Origin of the sequence: Microbacterium halimionae, assembly GCF_011761265.1 — a bacterium.
Taxonomy (GTDB): domain Bacteria; phylum Actinomycetota; class Actinomycetes; order Actinomycetales; family Microbacteriaceae; genus Microbacterium; species Microbacterium halimionae.
Genome location: NZ_JAAOZB010000002.1, coordinates 518,825 through 536,492, shown reverse-complemented (window position 1 = coordinate 536,492; position 17,668 = coordinate 518,825). Strand labels below are relative to the sequence as shown.

Here is a 17,668-nt window from a genome sequence, read left to right as displayed (position 1 = left end):
GTTTTGAGGTGCCAGTCTCGAGAGGTTGCCTTAGAGTTGTTGGATGACAACGACGCCCGAGCATCCCGCCCACAACGGATCCGATCTTGCCGAACTTCGCAAGGTCATTGATGAGCTCGCGAGCAAGTCGAAGGAAGAACTTGTCGACCCGGAGCCCGAAGCTTTGCGAGAAGCAGAGGGCGCACCGCATCCGACCGAGGCAATCGGTTCTACCGATTGGGATCGGGCCGACCCGAACCCCGACAGTGAGTCAGACGAGAATTAAATCTCTCTAGACTTTTTGTCCCCTCGACGGAATGCCGCCGGGGGGACCGTTGTTTCAACACACGTTGCACACACGCAGCAGTACTCGATGCGCCACGGCGCATCTTTGACGAGGAGACCCATGGCTTCCCCCGCCACCGCCACCACCCCAACTGCCGCACCCCAGGTTGTGACGCCCGAGGCCACGCGCCTCATCTGGTTGCTGTTGACAGCAGCTTTTGTCGCCATCTTGAACGAGACGACAATGAGTATTGCAATCCCGCACCTCATCGATGACTTCGGGATCACAGCTGTCGCCGCGCAATGGCTGACGACGGCATTCATGCTCACGATGGCCGTCGTCATTCCGATTACCGGGTTTTTGCTGCAGCGTTTCACGACGCGCGCTGTCTTTATCGCGGCGATGAGTCTTTTCTCAGCAGGTACGACGATTGCGCTTCTTGCCCCCACCTTCGAGTTTCTGCTCGCAGCGCGCGTGGTGCAAGCCTCCGGTACCGCGATCATGATGCCGCTGCTCATGACAACACTCATGACAGTCATTCCCGCACACGCTCGCGGGCGCATGATGGGCCGCGTCAGCATCGTTATCGCTTTCGCTCCCGCGATCGGACCGACACTTTCGGGTCTCATCCTCGACACTCTTTCGTGGCGCTGGATCTTCGGCATCATTCTGCCCATCGCGCTCGCGTCTCTTTTCGTCGGATCGCGCTGGATTCGCAACATTGGTGAGACTCGTCGCGCGCCCATCGATATCGCATCGGTCGTGCTCTCTGCCTTCGGTTTCGGTGGAATCGTCTTCGGTCTCAGCCAGATCGGCGGCGCCGAAGCTCACGGTGGCGATTCGGCGGCAGCATCCGCCAGCACAGCTTCACTGGTCATCTCGCTCGCGATCGGCGTGATCTCGCTCGGCATCTTCGTGTGGCGACAGTTGCGACTGCAGCGCACCGATAACGCACTTATGGACATGCGCGTCTTTCGCGTCTCCAACTTCACGCTGTGCGTGATCTATCTCGCCGTAATGTCAATGGCATTCTTCGGAGCAATCACTATCCTTCCCCTTTATGCGCAGGGCCCTCTCGGCATGAGTGCTCTCGATTCGGGCCTGATTGTGCTTCCCGGCGCGATCGCCATGGGGCTCGCGGCACCCGTCGTCGGACGTCTCTACGACCGCTGGGGAACGAAGCCGCTGCTGATCCCCGGGTCGATACTCATCGTCGGAACACTGTGGACGTTCACAACCCTCACCGACTCGACGCCGGTATGGTTCCTCGTTCTCGCTCAGGGTCTTCTTTCGGTCGGGCTCGCCCTGTCGTTCACGCCACTGTTTACGGCGTCGCTCGGATCATTGAACCCGAAGATGTACTCGTACGGCAGTGCGGTAGTGAATACCATTCAGCAGGTAGCCGGCGCCGCCGGTATCGCAGTGATGATCACCGTCATGTCGTCGGTGTCAGCATCCGAAATCGCCGCGGGAGCGACCGAATCTGCGGCGGGTGCCGCAGGCACGCGGGCCGCGTTCTTCATCTCAGCCGCGATCGCGACTTTGCTGCTGGTCGGAGCGCCTCTTATCAAGAAGCCCGCCGACAACGATTCAGCGCCCGTCGTCGGGCACTGAGTTACGCTCCGGGGATGCCGCAGGTATCCCCGGAGCAGCAATTGCCCTCAGATTCGAGGATCTCAAGAAGCGGCTTTTCTCCGACAAGCGTCGTCGAGAGCAGCGGTTGCAGAGGAGTCACGTTTTCGGACATCTCTCCAGCTTAGACACTTGCCCCAGATAAGGGCGTGTTTCGCTACGAGCGACCAAAGAATGAATTCGCGCGGCCGGTGTAGAGCAAGATGAGTGCGATCACAGGCAAGAAGGCGCTACCCAGAGCAGTCCAGAACGAATAGTCCCCGGTGATCATCAACGCGATCGACCCGGCGATGTTGATGATGAACACGATCGTCACGAGAATCCGCGATCCGCGACTGCCACCGAACAGCCCAAGGCTCACGAGGATTGTGATCGCACCTACGGCGATCGCAACAAGCCCCACGATCGCAGCACCGCCGAACAGGGCAAGAATGCCGGTGACTATTTGAAGCACGCCAGTGATCCATGCGAACAGCGCGACAAGCGTCACGCCAAAGGGTCGTCGTGCTGCCATGGTGGATCCTCACCTCGGAAGCAACGCATCGGACACGCCGCTCGTTGTGTACATCCTGTCGGGGCTTGGCGAGCGAAGCAACAGTGCTGCGGCATCCCCTACTATTGAAAGTCCAAGGGGAGTATTCCGATACGGTCGGCTCGTCAATACGGATGCGATCGGCATCCCGGGCCACCGGTTCCTGATTCGGGGAATGGAAGAGACCTTGGCGCTGATAACCTCACGCCAAGCTTGGAGTATCTCTTGAACATCACCCCCCTCGTCTGGGTCATTACGATCGCTGTGACGATCGCGTTCTTCGTCTACGAATTCTTCGTACACGTGCGAAAGCCCCACGAGCCCACAATCGGTGAGTCGGCTCGCTGGTCAGCGTTCTATATCGGACTCGCACTGCTATTCGGCGTCGGAATAGGCGTTGTTTCGGGTTGGACATTCGGCGGCGAGTACTTCGCCGGGTATCTCACCGAGAAGGCACTGTCGATCGACAATCTTTTTGTCTTTCTCATCATCATGACGGGCTTTGCCGTACCGAAGATCTATCAGCAGAAGGTGCTGATGATCGGAATCATCATCGCGCTGATCCTTCGGGGCATCTTCATTGCGGCCGGTGCTGCACTGATCGAAAACTACTCGTGGGTCTTTTACATCTTCGGTGGTTTCCTGCTCTACCTCGCGATACAGCAGGCGCGAGGTAGCCACGAAAGCGACCCGGCGAACGGCCTCTTCATGCGCTTTGTTCGCCGAATCCTGCCCGTCACCGACGAATATCACGGCGACAGGCTGACAGTTCGCAAAGACGGACGCCGGTGGGTGACACCGCTTTTTCTCACGATTATTGCCATCGGCTTCATCGACCTCGTCTTTGCCCTGGATTCGATTCCCGCGATCTACGGCCTCACATCAGAGGCCTACATCGTCTTTACCGCGAACGCATTCGCACTCATGGGGCTGCGCCAGCTCTACTTCCTGATCGGTGGCCTCCTGGAGCGTTTGGTTTATCTCGCGCAGGGACTCGCCGTCATCCTCGCGTTCATCGGTGTGAAGCTCGTACTGCACGCCCTGCACGTCAATGAGCTGCCATTCATCAACGGTGGACAACACGTGGAATGGGCACCCGAAATACCGATCTGGTTCTCGCTGCTCTTCATCGGCGCAACGATCACCGTCGCCACCGTCGCGAGCCTGATCAAGACGCGCGGCGATCGGCGCGCAGAAACGGCGCATCTCGGCGCTCCCGACGCCGAGTAAGGCCGCGTGAGCTGTGGCACCTATCCTGGAATGATGGGTAGGCGCTACCCCACCCCGCTTGATCCGCGCGCACTGACGAAAGGCACCCGTGAACATCACACAGCTTCAGCGCTTTGTCGCGGTAGCCGAAGAACTGCACTTTCCGCGGACGGCCCAGGCCTTGAACATTCCGCTCCCCTCGCTCTACACCTCGATTGAGAAGCTCGAGGCCGAGATCGGGCATCCTCTCTTCACCACTGAGCAGGGCAAGACTGCACTAACTCAGGCAGGAATTTTGCTGCTCGCCGACGCGAAAGAAGAGATTGCAGCGGCCCCCGCTCCTGCTGAGAAACCGAAGGTACCCGCGGGCGGTAAAGCTAAAGCGTCGAAGGGTAAAGGACGCGCGCCCGTAGTCAAGGGCCAGCCCAAGCCCTACAAGAAGCGCCAGGGCCGCTAAAAGGCCTGCTTAAAGCTCAGAAACGCGGCCTGCCTCGACGCGCCAGCGGCGGTCGATACGCACAGTGTCGAGCATCCGCCGGTCGTGTGTAACGAGTAGCAGTGTGCCTTCGTAGGACTCAAGCGCCTGCTCAAGCTGCTCGATAGCGACGAGGTCGAGGTGGTTTGTGGGCTCATCGAGCACGAGCAGGTTGATGCCTTCTGCCTGCAATAGTGCAAGGCCCGCTCGCGTGCGCTCCCCCGGCGAGAGCTCGTTGGCAGGTCGATTCACGTGATCGACTTTGAGACCGAACTTGGCAAGGAGCGTGCGCACCTCGCCAGATGCCATCGACGGCACAAGCTCTTCGAAGGCCGCCGCAAGTGGCTGTGTTCCCGAAAGCTTCGAGCGCGCCTGGTCGATCTCCCCAATTTGCACACTCGAGCCGAGACTCGCCGTTCCCTCGGTCGGCGCTTGCCGGCCGAGTAAAGCGCGAAGCAGCGTCGACTTACCTGCACCGTTCGGGCCAGTGATACCGATGCGCTCCCCCGAGTTGACTTGAAGCGAAACCGGACCCAGCGTGAAGTCGCCCTGGGTGAGGACTGCCGCGCTGAGCGTCGACACGACGGAGCCCGAACGTGGAGCCGCACCGATCGTGAATTCGAGCTGCCATTCCTTGCGCGGTTCATCCACCTCGTCGAGCCGAGCGATGCGGCTTTCCATCTGGCGCACCTTCTGGGCTTGCTTTTCGCTCGATTCGACCGAAGCTTTGCGCCGGATCTTGTCGTTGTCGGGCGACTTCTTCATCGCGTTGCGAACGCCCTGGCTCGACCACTCGCGCTGAGTTCGGGCGCGAGAAACAAGATCAGCCCTTTTGTCAGCGAACTCGTCGTATTTCTCGCGGGCATGACGGCGCACCGTTGCGCGCTCTTCGAGATACGCGTCGTATCCGCCGCCGAAAACGCGGTTCGAATTCTGCGCCAGGTCGAGTTCCAGTACCCGCGTGACACAGCGTGCGAGAAACTCACGGTCGTGGCTGACCAGCACCACGCCGCCGCGCAGTTGCCGCACAAAGGTTTCGAGGCGTTCGAGCCCATCGAGGTCGAGATCATTGGTGGGTTCATCGAGCAGCACGATGTCGAAGCGGGAGAGCATCAGCGCCGCAAGTCCCACCCGAGCAGCTTGACCACCCGAAAGTGACGTCATCTCCGCATGTTCAAAGCCTACGGCTGTGAGCCCGAGGTCCGCGAGCACAACAGGGAGGCGCTCATCGAGGTCGGCGGCGCCGCTTGCAAGCCAACGCTCAAGAGCCGCTGAGTACACATCGGCCGGGTCGGGGCCGTTGCCCGCCGAGAGTGATGTGTCGCCGAGGGCTGTGGCTGCGGCATCCATCTCTGTCGTCGCCTCTTTGCACCCCGTGCGGCGCGCGATGTATTCGGAGACCGTCTCGCCCACTACGCGCTCGTGCTCTTGCGGCAGCCAGCCCACAAACGCATCAGCCGGCTGCAGCGTGATGGTTCCGGCCTGCGGCGCGTCGATGCCGGCGAGCAACCGGAGCAGCGTCGACTTGCCTGCGCCGTTCGCACCGACGACCCCGACAACGTCGCCTGGAGCAACTGTGAGTTCAAGCGAGTCGAAGAGCGTGCGATGGCCGTACCCGCCAGCGATTCCATGGGCGACGAGTGTTGCGGTCATCCCTCAATCTTCGCATTGCCGCACGGGCGCCAGCGCCTGGTCATGGGTTCGAGGGGGCAGGTCGAGGGCGTCGGGTTCGTTCGCCCCGACGGCCGAATAACCGAATAACCGAGGTTCAGTCGCGCAGCAATCGTTTGACGCCGTAGAGACCAAGACTGATACCGATCCAGGTGACGACGATTCCGCTGATTCCGAGAAGTAGCTGCAGCCCCACTGTCAGGACCACGTTCTCGATGGTGGTGAAGCCGCCAAATAGCGCTATCCAGATGTCGTAGAAAAACAAGATAACCGCGATCGCCGCGATGAGCACGCCACCAAGAAATATCGTGACGCCGAGCAACATGAACGCGGCCCCCGTGGCGGTGTCGCGCCGCGTTCGGGCCCGCGCCGTCTGCTTCGGCGGCGGGAGCGCTCCAAATAGCGTGCGCAGCGGATCGTCGCTCATGCCCAGAGTTTACGAGTGGACGGCACACCCTACCCACCTCCGCAACCCTCGGGGCCGTTTTCTATTCACGCGTATCGTGGGGCGCTGTGTTCGAAACGAGCGCACCCGAAGCAACGAGAACGGTGACTGGATGAACCCCGACGACCACGATGGCTGGGTGCACGTTCGCGGCGCCCGCGAGCACAATCTGCAGAACATCGACATCGATGTTCCCCGCGATTGCATGGTCGTCTTCACTGGGGTATCTGGCTCGGGCAAGTCGTCGCTGGCGTTCGGCACACTGTACGCCGAGGCGCAGCGCCGCTATTTCGAGTCGGTCGCGCCCTACGCTCGTCGCCTCCTGAATCAGGTTGGCGCACCTGAGGTCGATGAGATCACGGGTCTTCCCCCGGCGGTCGCGCTGCAGCAACGCCGCGGGGCCCCGAGCTCGCGCTCGACAGTCGGCACGATCACCACGCTCTCCAATCTGCTGCGCATGCTTTACTCCCGCGCGGGCACGTACCCCGAGGGCGCGGGACACCTTTCGGCAGAAGCCTTCTCCCCCAACACCGCCGCTGGCGCGTGCCCGCGCTGCCAGGGTCTCGGCACTGTGCACGACGTCACCGAAGAACTCCTCGTTCCCGATACATCGCTCAGCATCCGCGACGGCGCAATCGCCGCGTGGCCCGGCGCGTGGCAGGGCGCGAACCTCCGCAGCATTGTGCGGGGCCTCGACATCGACATCGAAAAGCCCTGGCGCGCGCTCCCCCGCAAAAACCGTGACTGGCTGCTCTATACCGACGAGCAGCCCTCCGTGTTGATCAAGCCCGAAGAGGGCCGTGTCGACCACGGCTACTACGGCAAGTTCTGGAGCGCTCGCAAGCACGTTATGCACGTGCTCTCGTCGTCTCAAAGCGACCGGATGCGGGAGCGCGCTCTCCGCTTCGTGCAAAGTATGTCGTGCCCCGAGTGCGGCGGTAGTGGCCTGCGTGCCGAGGCACGTGCGGTGACATACTCCGACCGCACGATCGCCGAGATGAACGCTGTACCGCTTGCCGAGCTCGCGGGTGAACTGAAGCGCGGCGTCGGCGTGGGCGCCGGGGCATCCGCTGGAGACAACAGCGAGGCCGCGGAACGGATCGCTGCCGACGTCATTTCGCGCGTCGATGTATTGCTCGACCTGGGCCTCGGATACCTCAGCCTCGGCCGCAACTCCACCACGCTGTCGCCCGGCGAAGCGCAGCGCCTGCGCATCGCGACCCAGTTGCGGTCCGGACTCTTCGGGGTGGTCTATGTGCTTGACGAACCGTCTGCGGGGCTGCATCCGGCCGACGCCAAGCCGCTGCTCGAAGTACTCGAACGGCTCAAAGCGTCGGGCAACTCGCTCTTTGTCGTCGAGCACGACCTCGATGTGATCCGTCGTGCCGACTGGGTTGTCGACATCGGACCCGCAGCCGGTGAAGGCGGCGGACACGTGGTCTACTCAGGTCCCGTCGACGGGATGCGTGAAGCCACAAACTCCGTCACTGCGCGCTATCTCTTCCCCACTGCGTCGGCGCCAGAGCACGAGCCCCGCACACCCACCGGGTGGCTGCGACTCGATGGCATCACACGGCACAATCTGCGAGAGACATCGGTCGAGGTGCCACTCGGTGTGATGACGGCTGTCACCGGGGTTTCAGGCTCGGGCAAGTCGACGCTCGTCACCCAGGTGCTGGCCCACGTCGTTCGCGATCGATTGGGCACGACACCCGAAGATCCGGATGAAGCCGTGCTCGATCTCGATGTGCAGAACGTCTCGGGCGCTGAAGCTTTCGATCGGCTCGTCGTGGTGGATCAGCGCCCGATCGGCCGCACCCCACGCTCGAACCTGGCGACCTACACCGGCATGTTCGACACAGTGCGAAAGCTCTTCGCGGCTACCGACGAAGCAAAATCTCGCGGCTACAACGCCGGCCGCTTCTCGTTCAACGTCGCGGGAGGGCGATGCGAGACCTGCCAGGGCGAGGGATTCGTCTCGGTCGAACTCATGTTCTTGCCCGGCACGTACGCCGCGTGCCACACCTGCCACGGAGCCCGATACAACGCCGAGACTCTCGAGGTGACGTACCGCGACACGTCGATTGCGGATGTCTTGGGTATGACAGTGAAGGATGCCGCAGTGTTCTTCGCCGATGTGCCCGCAGCATCCCGCAGCCTTGAGACGCTGAGTGATGTCGGCCTCGGATACCTGCGCCTCGGTCAGCCCGCCACCGAACTGAGCGGCGGCGAAGCCCAGCGCATCAAACTCGCGACCGAGCTGCAGCGCGCCCACCGCGGCCACACGCTCTACCTGCTTGACGAGCCAACTTCTGGCCTTCATCCGGCCGATGTCGAGCTTCTGCTCGACCAGCTGCAACAGCTCGTGGATGCCGGCAACACGGTCGTTCTCGTCGAGCACGACCAGTCAGCAATCACCGCGAGCGACTGGATGATCGACATGGGCCCCGGTGGCGGCGATGTGGGCGGCCAAGTGGTCACCACAGGTACACCTCGGGACGTTGCGCGCGGCGAGGGCGCGACGGCGGAGCACCTTGCGATGTGGCTGGGGCGCTAGGGCTTCAAAGAACCTTCTTGACCACGCTCGATTTCAGTTGCATCTGGCCGAAACCGGGAACCTTCGCATCGATGTCATGGTCTCCGACGCCGTGCGAGATGAGACGGATGCCGCGCACCTTTGTGCCGACCTTCACCGTGCCGCCTCCGGCACCTTTGACCTTCAGGTCTTTCAGGATCGACACGGTGTCGCCATCCGCGAGCACGTTGCCGACGGCATCCTTCACGACGCGCTCGGTTTCAGCCGAATCGGTGCTGTCTGCGGATTCGGGCGTCCACTCATGTCCGCACATCGGGCAAACGAGCATCGCACCCGACTCATACGCGTATTCACTCGCACACGCAGGACACGGCGGCAAAACAGTAGACATTTATCCCCAGGGAGCTCACCGTCTTCCCCCAGCGGGCCGACGTGCTCCTCACCATCGAGACTATCTTCCAGGCGCACCCGCCTCAGAGTTACCGAGCTTCCAGCGAGTCGAAGTGCTCGTCAAGCCAGTCGAACATGCGCTGCGCTGTGAGGTCACGGGCAAGGGGCTGACAGTGGCCGCTCGCACCTTCTGCTGCGGTGAAATGGCTCAGGGTAGACACGCTGCTTGTGAGCTCGGCGAGACGTTCTGACTGCCCTGGCCAGAACTGTTCGTCTTCGGGGTCGGTGACAAATATCGGCGTCGTGATCTTTGCTGCGTGCGCTTCAAGGTTGTAAGTGCGCACAGCTTCGACTGTCTCGGCGTAGCCCGACATGCCGTAGGGCCTCGCACGAAACCTCCAAGTGTTGGCGGTCTCTGACGAGAACTTCATCCCCATGCGCATCTGGTTATCGAACTTCGCTTCCTCCTTTTCGTCAAGCAACTTCATCAGGCTCTTGGGAATGTGTGCTGTCCATGATGTCGAGACATCAACGACCCCAGGGTCGGCTATCGCTGCCGCGAATCGGTGTTCGAAGGCGAGCGCACGTGGTACCCAATAGCCGCCTTGGCTTATGCCATAAACCGCAATACGGTCTTCGTTGACACCGTCGACCCCGGCGACAAAGTCAAACACCGGAGTGAGGACGTTCTCCCAGTCGGGCCGAAACGGAACATTGTGCTCGAAAAGTTGCGACTGCTGGCCGGGCCCGTCAAAGAGGAGCACGTTGTACCCGCGCTTCAGAGCAGGCGACGCGCACACAGCCCAGAGCGCGGCAGTGGACCCGTCGCTGCCGTTCACAGCGATGATCGTTCGGCCATTCGCATTCGCTCGGGGACGCAAGAAGTAGCCCGGCAGCGTTGAACTCTCATAAGGAATCGCCACTCGTTCGATGTCAGTTGCCGAATGATCTACGAATGAATCCCATGCTGCTTGCTGGGTGGCGAAAGTCGGCACAAGCGCGGTGAGGTCGTCGGTGGCGCTGATCGCATTAACCGCTACACCGAAGTAAACCGACGCTCGCAGGTAGGCTTCGGCAGCGCTGACACGGCGTCCGGCCGAGGCCGAGGCATCCGCTGTATCGAGGGTTCGTTGCGCCAGCGTGCGCCACGCCTCGAGCCACGCTTTGTGATCGCCTTTCTTGATCCCGGCCGTGGCTGCGAGCACCTCGCCGATGTCGGATGCACCTTCGCTACTCAGCCCGAGCACGGTGCGAATCTCGAAGTCGTAATCGGCGTCTTCAGAGAATTTGTGAGCGTGAGAACTGGATGCGCGTGACATGGCGAGGTGCCCCTTATGTGTGTGGGCCAAGCTGCCTGGTTTAGCGGCGCGGCCGCCAGCAGCTTATAGAACACGGAAGGCGTAGCGCGAGGAATTTTCTCCTCGCGCTACCCTTGGTCGACACCCCAGAAGACGCCGCCCGACCTACGGCGCTTGAACAGCCGCGAGGATCTCGGCAACCGGTGTGTCTAAAACGTCCGTGGTCTGGCGCTCGGTTCGCGTCGCACTGCCGATTTTCGTCGTGAAAATCAAGACCTCATCAGCCTTCGGGCCCACCGTGTCGACGCGCACCGTGGTTGCTCGTCGATCCCACCGCAGCTCTGGGCGGGTGCGGCTCAACAGCGTGGTCTTCTCACGTCGAGAAAAGACCACTGACTCCGAAGAAACCGTGAACGCGACCTCAGGAAGCGCTGGCCTCAAGCGGAGCTGTCGAATGCCGGCGACGAGCAGGGCGATCGGGATCAGACTGAGTATGCCCAACCCGATAACCACACGGAGCGGTTCAGCGCTGCCACCCATAGAGAACGCTATCGCCGGAACGACGACCGCCATGAAGACAAACAGGCACCCGAGAATGATGAGCAGAATCGCCTGTTTCCGCACCAACGGCGCTAGCGTCTCTGCATAGCGCGTACGCGCAGCCGGCAAATACCGAACTTCTCGCACGTCGGCGTTAACGCTCATGGGCTCCCCCGTCATCGGCTTCGCTCTCATCCGCTGCCGGGTGAACGTAGGTCCATCCTGAAATTTCTTCCTGGCGGATGGTTTCGCGGACCCTTTCTGCACGGTCAGCGATCTCCACTGCATCCTGCTGCGCTTCGGCGGTGTTCGAGATCACGTCCAACGCTCGGTCTCGCGCCTGGGCCACTCGACGGTCAAGCACTTCCCGCTCCTTTTGAGAGAACTCCGGTGCGACGTCGAGTGCCTCGACCGCCGGCTGAAACTGCTTGTTCCAGGCCGGATCAGCAAGCAATGTTCGAAGCGGCCGTTCTCCGCGAGCGACAAGCCGCAATCGACTCGCATAGGCCTCGTCTTCTGTCTCGTCAGCGATCGCTTCCAGCCGAGACTTCAGCTCACTGCGATAGTCGTCGTCGACAAGGCGCCTCAACATCGGGGAGATATCGGGATCGGTCACATCACGCTCCTGGTAGTGGCAAGAACTCAATTTCTTGAGTTGCCGAGCCCAGCGCCGCGCCAACCGCGATACTGGCTGAAAAAGCCGTGACCATGATCCCCCAGGCGGCCGAGAATGCTTCGACAGCCGCGATCACAGCGGTGACGACCGCCGCGGGTGCAGTACCGCCCGCCGTGAATACTGCAGCGATTGCCGAACCAATCGACTCGACGCCCATCACCGCTGCGATCACAGCATCAACGAGCGCGTCGATTGCTGAAATCATCGCTTTGCAGGCACCGAACGCAGTCCACGCAGCATTCGTGTACTTCTGATCGAGGTCTTCGTAGACAGTGCGCTGCGAAGCGAACGCGGAGACGAGTTCCGCAAAATATTCGCCAGCGGTTGACGCCCCGTCGCCCTCAGACCATCCCGAGAACAGGTCGACACCTACGTCGTTTACTGAGTTTGATAGTCCTTGGTAATAATCACCGAGGTTGCCGAAGGCGTCCCCCGCAAGAGCCACTCGGTCCCAATCCCCGCCGAGCTGCTGGGCTAGGTAGTCGAACATGTCTTGCCCGCCGAAGGTCCCCGGGCTGATGAGCTGCACCGCGCCGTTGATCAGCTGGCGCGCCCAAAATGAAATCGAGAGGTAGTCAGGCCAGGCCAAAATCGCCCACACCACGGCAAAACCAGAGTCCGACATCACTGACTGTGGCTCGACAAGCGACGCTGACGGCAACGCTGCGCTCGTGTTGAGCCGCGGCGAGGAACCTGTGATGGGTTCGGAAACTACCGAGCCGTCTAAGTCTTTGAAGAGATCACGAACGAGCTCGAGTGCATCCTCTTCCGACAGGTCGTACCGTTTCGCGACGTCTCGGAGTGCAACAGAAGCCGATGAGAGGCATGTGCGAGTCGCATCGAGGCCTCGCTCGACCGCTGACACGTACTCGGCATGGCTCTCGAGCAGCATGTCCATCAGCGCGCCTTTAACCCACTGTTGTGACGAATCGATGTGCGTCGAAAGGTAACCGATGGCGCCATTGGCGTCGGACGCTAACTCTTCCGTCGCAGTCTCAGCCGAATAGATCGACGACGTATCTACCGTGACGGACATATGCTCCCCTGTCGTCGGAAGACTAGTCTGCGAAAACTCAGCAAACCAAATTCACGATTCAGGTCGTAGATAACGGCAGGGCAAGAACCCGCAGGCGGCACTTCTAGTCCCAGTCGAGGTAGTCCTCGATGGCCCAGGATGCCTCGCCAATATGCGTCACAGGAAACATATGCGCAGCACCCTCCACACGCACAACGCTCACCCGGTCGGGCGCGGCAGCCTGCAGCGCATCGCCATTCGCGGCGGGCGTGATGGGGTCTTCCGTTGCCTGAATGACGAGCACGGGGATGCCGTCAGCCAGCGGCGCAAGATCAGATGCTTCGCGCGCTGCGCCCTGGAGCTCTGCAACGTCTACATCGCGCAGGTGCTCGGGAATCAGCGCAACGTCGAGCCCACCGGACTGATCCGCAGATTCGACACCGAGGAGCAGCAGACCATTGACGCGAGCAGCGTAGTCGACAGCGACCTCGCGTGCGACAGAGCCGCCGAAGCCGTGGCCGCCGACCCAGGCATCTGCAACCTTGAGGTGGTCCATCACGTCAATCACGTCTTGTGCGATGTCTCGCATCGAGACTGCGGCATCCGACGGTCGGCGCGAGCCGATTCGCACGAGCGTGAAGTCTTCGGCCGCAACCGAGTGCGCGAGCGTCCCGAGCGAATCGATGTTAAGCCCCTGCCCCGCAATCAGCACGACAGCAGCCCCATTGCCCTCAATGGCGTAGGGAATAGCCCGGGCATCGGGTTCGAAAATCTGGGTATCGGCCATGGTCTCGAGTCCTCTCGGGGTGTGGTCGTGTCACATAAATGTGCACGCGGAGAACCGCGTGCACACCGACCGGACGGGGGTCCGCTATTAAACCGGAACTCCACAACGTTCCGTAGCCGAATAAAGTCTAAGTGACCAGCAACCGCAGCCTGTCAGTGGCCAGAGGTTGACGCAGATCTCAGACGAGAGCCTCACGACCAAACGCGAGTCGAGAGAACGAGCCGATACCCGTCAGGATCCTCGACCGTGACGCCATTTTCGTTCCAGTACGGGTTGCGCGCGTCGACAGCAACGCCGCCTGCGGCCTCGATGCGAGCAACCAGCGCGTCGTCGATGGGTTCCGCCAGGTAGAGCACCAGGAGATCTTCTTCCGTGGGGTTCGGCGTAACCATCGCGTCCTTGACGAGTTCGAGATGCCAAGCGGCTTCGAGCCATCCGACGAAAGCCAGCTCCTCATACGGCGCCCCGTCCTCAAGCTTGCGGGGGCCGTAACGCTAGCACGCTCCCGGAGCAGCGAATGTCCCTGGCTAGCGGGTGGACCAGGGCCATACGGCCAGACCAGTAGCCAGATGGCGGCGCGAACGTCAGCGCGCAGACACCACCCCAAATCTCCCCGCCCACCAGCGATGGCGGGCACACGTCGAGGAAGGAGACCTGCCGCGGTCGACTTTCAGTTGTTAAACCGGAACTCCACGACGTCGCGTTGCGGATAGGTATCACGACCCGCGGTGCGGAGCCTGTCAGTTCAGATGGGCTGCCGCGTCCATTCAGCCAACGAGCTCGTCGAGAAGCAAGATTTCCCGGCCGAGCCCGGTCAGTAAGATCGCCAGCTCATTAACCACACCGAATACATTGCCAGCATCGCGGAATATTGCGGTTTTGGGTAACGTTCGCGAGTGACCTTCAACGCCCGGATCGAGCCCTATGTCCTTGAGGCCGGGCAGCCGTTCACCGTTTTCGTCAACGATGCGCCGGAGTGGTCCAACAAAACCATCAGTGCGCAGATCGATTCGAGTGACGACATCGAACCGGTAGTGATGGTGATGTCGTTCTCGATGGAGATCGGAGACGACGGCACGGGAAGCTGGCACCACGCTTCCGGATTCGAGATCGACCGAGAAAGCGTCGTCTTCGTCTCGGCGGCCGGGATCGCCCCGGCGCCGTTTGATCCCGCGTCGCCGCAACCTCCTGTCGCGCCCGACCTCGTCTATCCCGAGTTCGTGTCAATGACAGCGCTGAACTCGCCGAACACGGCCGGTGACAAGGTCGTCGATTTGTATCTCGGCCTGCAGAGGCGCAGGGCGACACGATTCGAGCAGCCCCTCGGCACGCCCGGTCAGGGCTCACAGTTCCGAGCGGCCGTCCTCGTCGAAGGGCTGCTAATCACCCAGCCAATCCCGACCACATACGGCGTCGTGCACCCGCAGGTGCTTGAGGTCCACGACGGCGACCTCCGCGACCTCACGAACGCCTCCCTCGAGCACCTCGGGTGGCCAGGACGCGTCAACCACGAAGCATGGAATCAACGACTTCGCCGCAACGACTTTGCGGTGTTCGAGTTCCCGCAGATTTGGGCGGAAAACGAAATCGAAGCCGACACTCTCGTCATGGCCGAGACAGAAAAACTCGTACTTTCTCTCGCATACCTGCGATCCGCGGCGCCTCGGCCCATCCTGATCGCGCTCGAGAGCCGCACGCCACAGCACATCCGCTTCCGGAGCCTCCGCGAAGGCTACACCGGGAACCTCATCGGTGGATTCATGGGCGGTGAAAGCTCTCGCGACGTCCTCCGTGTCGGGAGCGCCCTCACCGCGGCGCCCGAGGTCGAGCTGTATGTCAATCTCTATCTCGAAGCCCGACGCGAGAAGCAGGAGGATTCTCGGTACTTCAAGCTCTGGGCCGTCCTCGAGACGATCGCGATCAACGAGGTCCCCGAAGCCACGAAGGTATTCCTCGACGACGGCACTCAATGGCCAGATGGGGGCACCACCAGCCAAGCCGCTCCTCGCGTATTCGAGCTCGTCAGATCCGCCAGCCTCGCCGGACGCCAATGGCCCGACGGAGGTGACCTTTATGACTTCATTCGCACCGTGTACGGGCGACGGAATGCAACAGCACACTATGGGCGTTTCACCCCCACCGATCCGGTACAGCAGGCGCAGTCAAAGTGGTACCCGTGGGCGGTCAAGACGCTCTCGGTCGTAAGCGGGCATCGAGGATGGCTATGGGAGCTCGACAGCGTCGTTCACGAGGTGGTTGGCTCGCGGATCGCCAAGAATGCGACGGCCATCTGACTCGAACATCGTTGACCATCGATGAACAACTCCACTGCGACGACCCAGCAAGGACAAGAGCACGCTATTGGCTCAAGACCGTGCTACTAGTTGTTGAAGCGGAACTCGACCACGTTACGTCGCCGATAGGCATCACGCGCGACCGCACGAAACCCGCACACGGTACACAGAAGCTGCCAGCGCGGACCGGCTCCTATGCTGTCAAGGATGGAACTACGCTCGGCGAAGGCCACCGACGTCGACTGGCTCGTGGAACTCCGCGCCCAGGTGCTGCACGATGACATGGAACGGCTCGGACGATATGACCCCAGCCGAGTCCGTCAGCGGATGCGGGACGGATTCCGACCCGAGAGCATGCGGATCATCGTCTTCGAGGGCGAGGATGTGGGCTCCATCTCAGTGCGGGAAGAGCCGGATACTCGCTGGATTGAGCACTTCTATATCGCGCCGGTAGTGCAGAACAGAGGCATCGGGACGAAGGTACTGACCCTCATTCTCGCCGAGAGCAATCCGCGTTCCCATCGACTGAATGTCCTCCAAGGCAGCCCCGCTCGCCGCCTCTACGAGCGCCATGGTTTCACCGTCGACTCCGAAGATGAGGTGGACGTTTGGATGACGCACGGAGGCCCCGCCCCAGCATGAGCCGGACCGACGGTCAGTTGTTGAAGCGGAACTCCACCACGTTACGTCACAGTTAGCGGTGTGCCACTCTTAGCACTACCAGCTAGTACCGTCGCCGCTCGATAGACGCAACTCAATCGCTCGCTCAATCAATCCTCGATTCGTTGGCGAAGCTCCATCAATGAACACGCGCCTACGATACTCAAGCTCCCCAAGCTCAGCCGCGAGCTTACCCGCGACTTCATCAGCAAAACTAGACGAAACAACCCCGATGTTCGCGAGGTCGATGACAACTTGCTGCGCGCCGCTATTCAAGTAGTTCCGAATCCGGGTACGAATCTCAGACCCTTTCGAGCGCGAACCGACATATTCTTCGATCTCGCGCGCATCAATTCGATAATGCTCCAGCCCGACTTCGATCTGTAACAACAGTTCGCTTGAGCGCTCAGACCGGCCGAGCGCATCATTGATGCTCACTGGAGTTGCGCAATCCAGCTGCCAATCGACGGTCGTGGCGTGGGCGCGGTCAACGTCGAGCACGGGACGCAGAAGGTCAGTGTTCTGTAGCACGTTTGCTCGTGCGTAACTCCAAAGCCCGCGCCCCGACCGAACAGCGAGGCTACCACCATTGATTTCAACCGACCGGCGAAGTCCATGCAAGCCATTTCCCTGGTTCAGGTTGCCTTTGCTCGTCACGCCCTGCTGAAGCGCATGTTCGATCGCGAGGTGCGCATGAGATAACTTTGTGCGATCGATCTTCGAAGCGTCGATCGCCTCGACCATCGATTTGTGAATCCCTCTACCCGTATCGCTGACGGCAATGGCGAGCTTTCGAGATCTCGCATGCAGCTGCATCATGACGTAGCCAGACGAAGCTGTGCTGTGCTGAAACACATTGTCAAGCACTTCGTAAACGCACCAGTTGAGCGCGTCTATTACGCCTGACTCGCAAACGATAGCTTCCGTCAGTGCGTCCATGAAGCGACTTGAGATTACCTGCGCGTCACTTTCGCTGTCGTACCGAATAACTACGTCAGTCGGTACGGAATCCATTGTCGACGTCGACACAGGTTGCAAGAATGTCGCTATTCCCGCCGCCCGCCTCGGCATGCCCAGGTCTGTTGAGTCGTCAGACAGGACAAACTGATGCCCTCGGGCTCGAAGGAAATCAAGGGTCGCTGCAAGCGGGACCACATGGTTCGGATAAGCCCTCGCGTTAGGCCCAATCGAAAGGGAAACACGAGTAGGTTTGCTCCACTTGCGTGAGGCACGAATAAGGTTG

At 61.1% G+C, this 17,668-nt stretch carries 19 protein-coding genes; 7 read left to right on the top strand and 12 right to left on the bottom strand.

What is annotated here, in order from left to right:
• Nucleotides 1-43: 43 nt before the first annotated feature.
• A complete protein-coding gene (locus tag FHS06_RS10245; RefSeq protein ID WP_167048983.1) occupies nucleotides 44-265 on the top strand; it encodes a hypothetical protein in 222 nt (73 codons plus the stop codon).
• A gap of 120 nt (nucleotides 266-385) precedes the next feature.
• Entirely contained in the window at nucleotides 386-1,879 is a 1,494-nt protein-coding gene (locus FHS06_RS10240; RefSeq protein WP_167048982.1) for an MDR family MFS transporter, read from the top strand.
• A 1-nt stretch (nucleotide 1,880) separates the two neighbouring features.
• Here the strand turns inward: FHS06_RS10240 and FHS06_RS14215 are convergent, their stop codons facing one another.
• Together FHS06_RS14215 and FHS06_RS10235 are read right to left on the bottom strand one after the other, a co-directional pair.
• Nucleotides 1,881-2,012, bottom strand: coding sequence for a hypothetical protein (locus tag FHS06_RS14215; protein WP_259392826.1), 132 nt, complete (start codon nucleotides 2,010-2,012; stop codon nucleotides 1,881-1,883).
• 42 nt (nucleotides 2,013-2,054) lie between these two features.
• Complete coding sequence (locus tag FHS06_RS10235) at nucleotides 2,055-2,411, bottom strand: hypothetical protein (RefSeq protein ID WP_167048981.1); 357 nt, start codon at nucleotides 2,409-2,411, stop codon at nucleotides 2,055-2,057.
• A gap of 243 nt (nucleotides 2,412-2,654) precedes the next feature.
• On the opposite strand from FHS06_RS10235, the gene FHS06_RS10230 reads away from it, so the two are divergent.
• Both FHS06_RS10230 and FHS06_RS10225 read left to right on the top strand, forming a co-directional pair.
• On the top strand, nucleotides 2,655-3,659 hold the full coding sequence (locus tag FHS06_RS10230; protein ID WP_167048980.1) for a TerC family protein: 1,005 nt from the start codon (nucleotides 2,655-2,657) through the stop codon (nucleotides 3,657-3,659).
• A gap of 88 nt (nucleotides 3,660-3,747) precedes the next feature.
• Nucleotides 3,748-4,095 (top strand): LysR family transcriptional regulator, encoded by a 348-nt coding sequence (locus FHS06_RS10225; protein WP_165142327.1) that lies wholly within the window; start codon nucleotides 3,748-3,750, stop codon nucleotides 4,093-4,095.
• A gap of 9 nt (nucleotides 4,096-4,104) precedes the next feature.
• On the opposite strand, the gene abc-f is transcribed toward FHS06_RS10225, so the two are convergent.
• Nucleotides 4,105-5,766, bottom strand: coding sequence for a ribosomal protection-like ABC-F family protein (abc-f, locus tag FHS06_RS10220; protein WP_167048979.1), 1,662 nt, complete (start codon nucleotides 5,764-5,766; stop codon nucleotides 4,105-4,107).
• A 115-nt stretch (nucleotides 5,767-5,881) separates the two neighbouring features.
• A complete protein-coding gene (locus tag FHS06_RS10215; RefSeq protein WP_167048978.1) occupies nucleotides 5,882-6,211 on the bottom strand; it encodes a hypothetical protein in 330 nt (109 codons plus the stop codon).
• A gap of 130 nt (nucleotides 6,212-6,341) precedes the next feature.
• Here FHS06_RS10215 and uvrA point away from each other — a divergent pair, with 130 nt between their 5' ends.
• Entirely contained in the window at nucleotides 6,342-8,786 is a 2,445-nt protein-coding gene (gene uvrA, locus FHS06_RS10210; RefSeq protein ID WP_167048977.1) for an excinuclease ABC subunit UvrA, read from the top strand.
• 4 nt (nucleotides 8,787-8,790) lie between these two features.
• Here uvrA and FHS06_RS10205 read toward each other — a convergent pair whose 3' ends face one another.
• From FHS06_RS10205 to FHS06_RS10175, 7 genes are all read right to left on the bottom strand, one after another.
• On the bottom strand, nucleotides 8,791-9,156 hold the full coding sequence (locus FHS06_RS10205) for a zinc ribbon domain-containing protein YjdM (protein ID WP_167048975.1): 366 nt from the start codon (nucleotides 9,154-9,156) through the stop codon (nucleotides 8,791-8,793).
• A gap of 88 nt (nucleotides 9,157-9,244) precedes the next feature.
• Nucleotides 9,245-10,474 carry an alpha/beta hydrolase family protein gene (locus FHS06_RS10200; RefSeq protein ID WP_167048973.1) on the bottom strand — a complete coding sequence of 410 codons (1,230 nt, stop codon included), beginning with the start codon at nucleotides 10,472-10,474 and terminating at the stop codon, nucleotides 9,245-9,247.
• 144 nt (nucleotides 10,475-10,618) lie between these two features.
• Nucleotides 10,619-11,158 carry a hypothetical protein gene (locus FHS06_RS10195; protein WP_167048971.1) on the bottom strand — a complete coding sequence of 180 codons (540 nt, stop codon included), beginning with the start codon at nucleotides 11,156-11,158 and terminating at the stop codon, nucleotides 10,619-10,621.
• Complete coding sequence (locus FHS06_RS10190; RefSeq protein ID WP_167048969.1) at nucleotides 11,148-11,609, bottom strand: hypothetical protein; 462 nt, start codon at nucleotides 11,607-11,609, stop codon at nucleotides 11,148-11,150. The genes FHS06_RS10195 and FHS06_RS10190 overlap by 11 nt, the downstream gene beginning before the upstream one ends.
• A 1-nt stretch (nucleotide 11,610) precedes the next feature.
• A complete protein-coding gene (locus tag FHS06_RS10185; RefSeq protein WP_167048967.1) occupies nucleotides 11,611-12,705 on the bottom strand; it encodes a hypothetical protein in 1,095 nt (364 codons plus the stop codon).
• 103 nt (nucleotides 12,706-12,808) lie between these two features.
• Entirely contained in the window at nucleotides 12,809-13,471 is a 663-nt protein-coding gene (locus FHS06_RS10180) for an alpha/beta fold hydrolase (RefSeq protein WP_167048965.1), read from the bottom strand.
• A gap of 191 nt (nucleotides 13,472-13,662) precedes the next feature.
• The gene (locus FHS06_RS10175; RefSeq protein ID WP_167048963.1) at nucleotides 13,663-13,863 is read right to left on the bottom strand and encodes a VOC family protein; all 201 of its coding nucleotides are present in this window, start codon (nucleotides 13,861-13,863) and stop codon (nucleotides 13,663-13,665) included.
• A gap of 504 nt (nucleotides 13,864-14,367) precedes the next feature.
• Between FHS06_RS10175 and FHS06_RS10170 the strand changes: the two genes are divergently transcribed.
• Nucleotides 14,368-15,765 carry a hypothetical protein gene (locus tag FHS06_RS10170; RefSeq protein ID WP_167048961.1) on the top strand — a complete coding sequence of 466 codons (1,398 nt, stop codon included), beginning with the start codon at nucleotides 14,368-14,370 and terminating at the stop codon, nucleotides 15,763-15,765.
• A gap of 207 nt (nucleotides 15,766-15,972) precedes the next feature.
• Complete coding sequence (locus tag FHS06_RS10165; protein ID WP_167048959.1) at nucleotides 15,973-16,407, top strand: GNAT family N-acetyltransferase; 435 nt, start codon at nucleotides 15,973-15,975, stop codon at nucleotides 16,405-16,407.
• 75 nt (nucleotides 16,408-16,482) lie between these two features.
• On the opposite strand, the gene FHS06_RS10160 is transcribed toward FHS06_RS10165, so the two are convergent.
• Nucleotides 16,483-17,439, bottom strand: a complete 957-nt coding sequence (locus tag FHS06_RS10160; RefSeq protein ID WP_167048957.1) for an ATP-binding protein — start codon at nucleotides 17,437-17,439, stop codon at nucleotides 16,483-16,485.
• Between the last annotated feature and the right edge of the window lie 229 nt (nucleotides 17,440-17,668).

Coding starts and splice junctions, on each gene's coding strand:
- FHS06_RS10200 (WP_167048973.1), bottom strand. CDS start 10,474: ATGTCACGCGCATCCAGTTCTCACGCTCACAAATTCTCTGAAGACGCC.
- FHS06_RS10240 (WP_167048982.1), top strand. CDS start 386: ATGGCTTCCCCCGCCACCGCCACCACCCCAACTGCCGCACCCCAGGTT.
- FHS06_RS10185 (WP_167048967.1), bottom strand. CDS start 12,705: ATGTCCGTCACGGTAGATACGTCGTCGATCTATTCGGCTGAGACTGCG.
- FHS06_RS14215 (WP_259392826.1), bottom strand. CDS start 2,012: ATGTCCGAAAACGTGACTCCTCTGCAACCGCTGCTCTCGACGACGCTT.
- FHS06_RS10215 (WP_167048978.1), bottom strand. CDS start 6,211: ATGAGCGACGATCCGCTGCGCACGCTATTTGGAGCGCTCCCGCCGCCG.
- FHS06_RS10235 (WP_167048981.1), bottom strand. CDS start 2,411: ATGGCAGCACGACGACCCTTTGGCGTGACGCTTGTCGCGCTGTTCGCA.
- uvrA (WP_167048977.1), top strand. CDS start 6,342: ATGAACCCCGACGACCACGATGGCTGGGTGCACGTTCGCGGCGCCCGC.
- FHS06_RS10205 (WP_167048975.1), bottom strand. CDS start 9,156: ATGTCTACTGTTTTGCCGCCGTGTCCTGCGTGTGCGAGTGAATACGCG.
- FHS06_RS10160 (WP_167048957.1), bottom strand. CDS start 17,439: ATGGATTCCGTACCGACTGACGTAGTTATTCGGTACGACAGCGAAAGT.
- FHS06_RS10165 (WP_167048959.1), top strand. CDS start 15,973: ATGGAACTACGCTCGGCGAAGGCCACCGACGTCGACTGGCTCGTGGAA.
- FHS06_RS10180 (WP_167048965.1), bottom strand. CDS start 13,471: ATGGCCGATACCCAGATTTTCGAACCCGATGCCCGGGCTATTCCCTAC.
- FHS06_RS10195 (WP_167048971.1), bottom strand. CDS start 11,158: ATGAGCGTTAACGCCGACGTGCGAGAAGTTCGGTATTTGCCGGCTGCG.
- abc-f (WP_167048979.1), bottom strand. CDS start 5,766: ATGACCGCAACACTCGTCGCCCATGGAATCGCTGGCGGGTACGGCCAT.
- FHS06_RS10245 (WP_167048983.1), top strand. CDS start 44: ATGACAACGACGCCCGAGCATCCCGCCCACAACGGATCCGATCTTGCC.
- FHS06_RS10175 (WP_167048963.1), bottom strand. CDS start 13,863: ATGGTTACGCCGAACCCCACGGAAGAAGATCTCCTGGTGCTCTACCTG.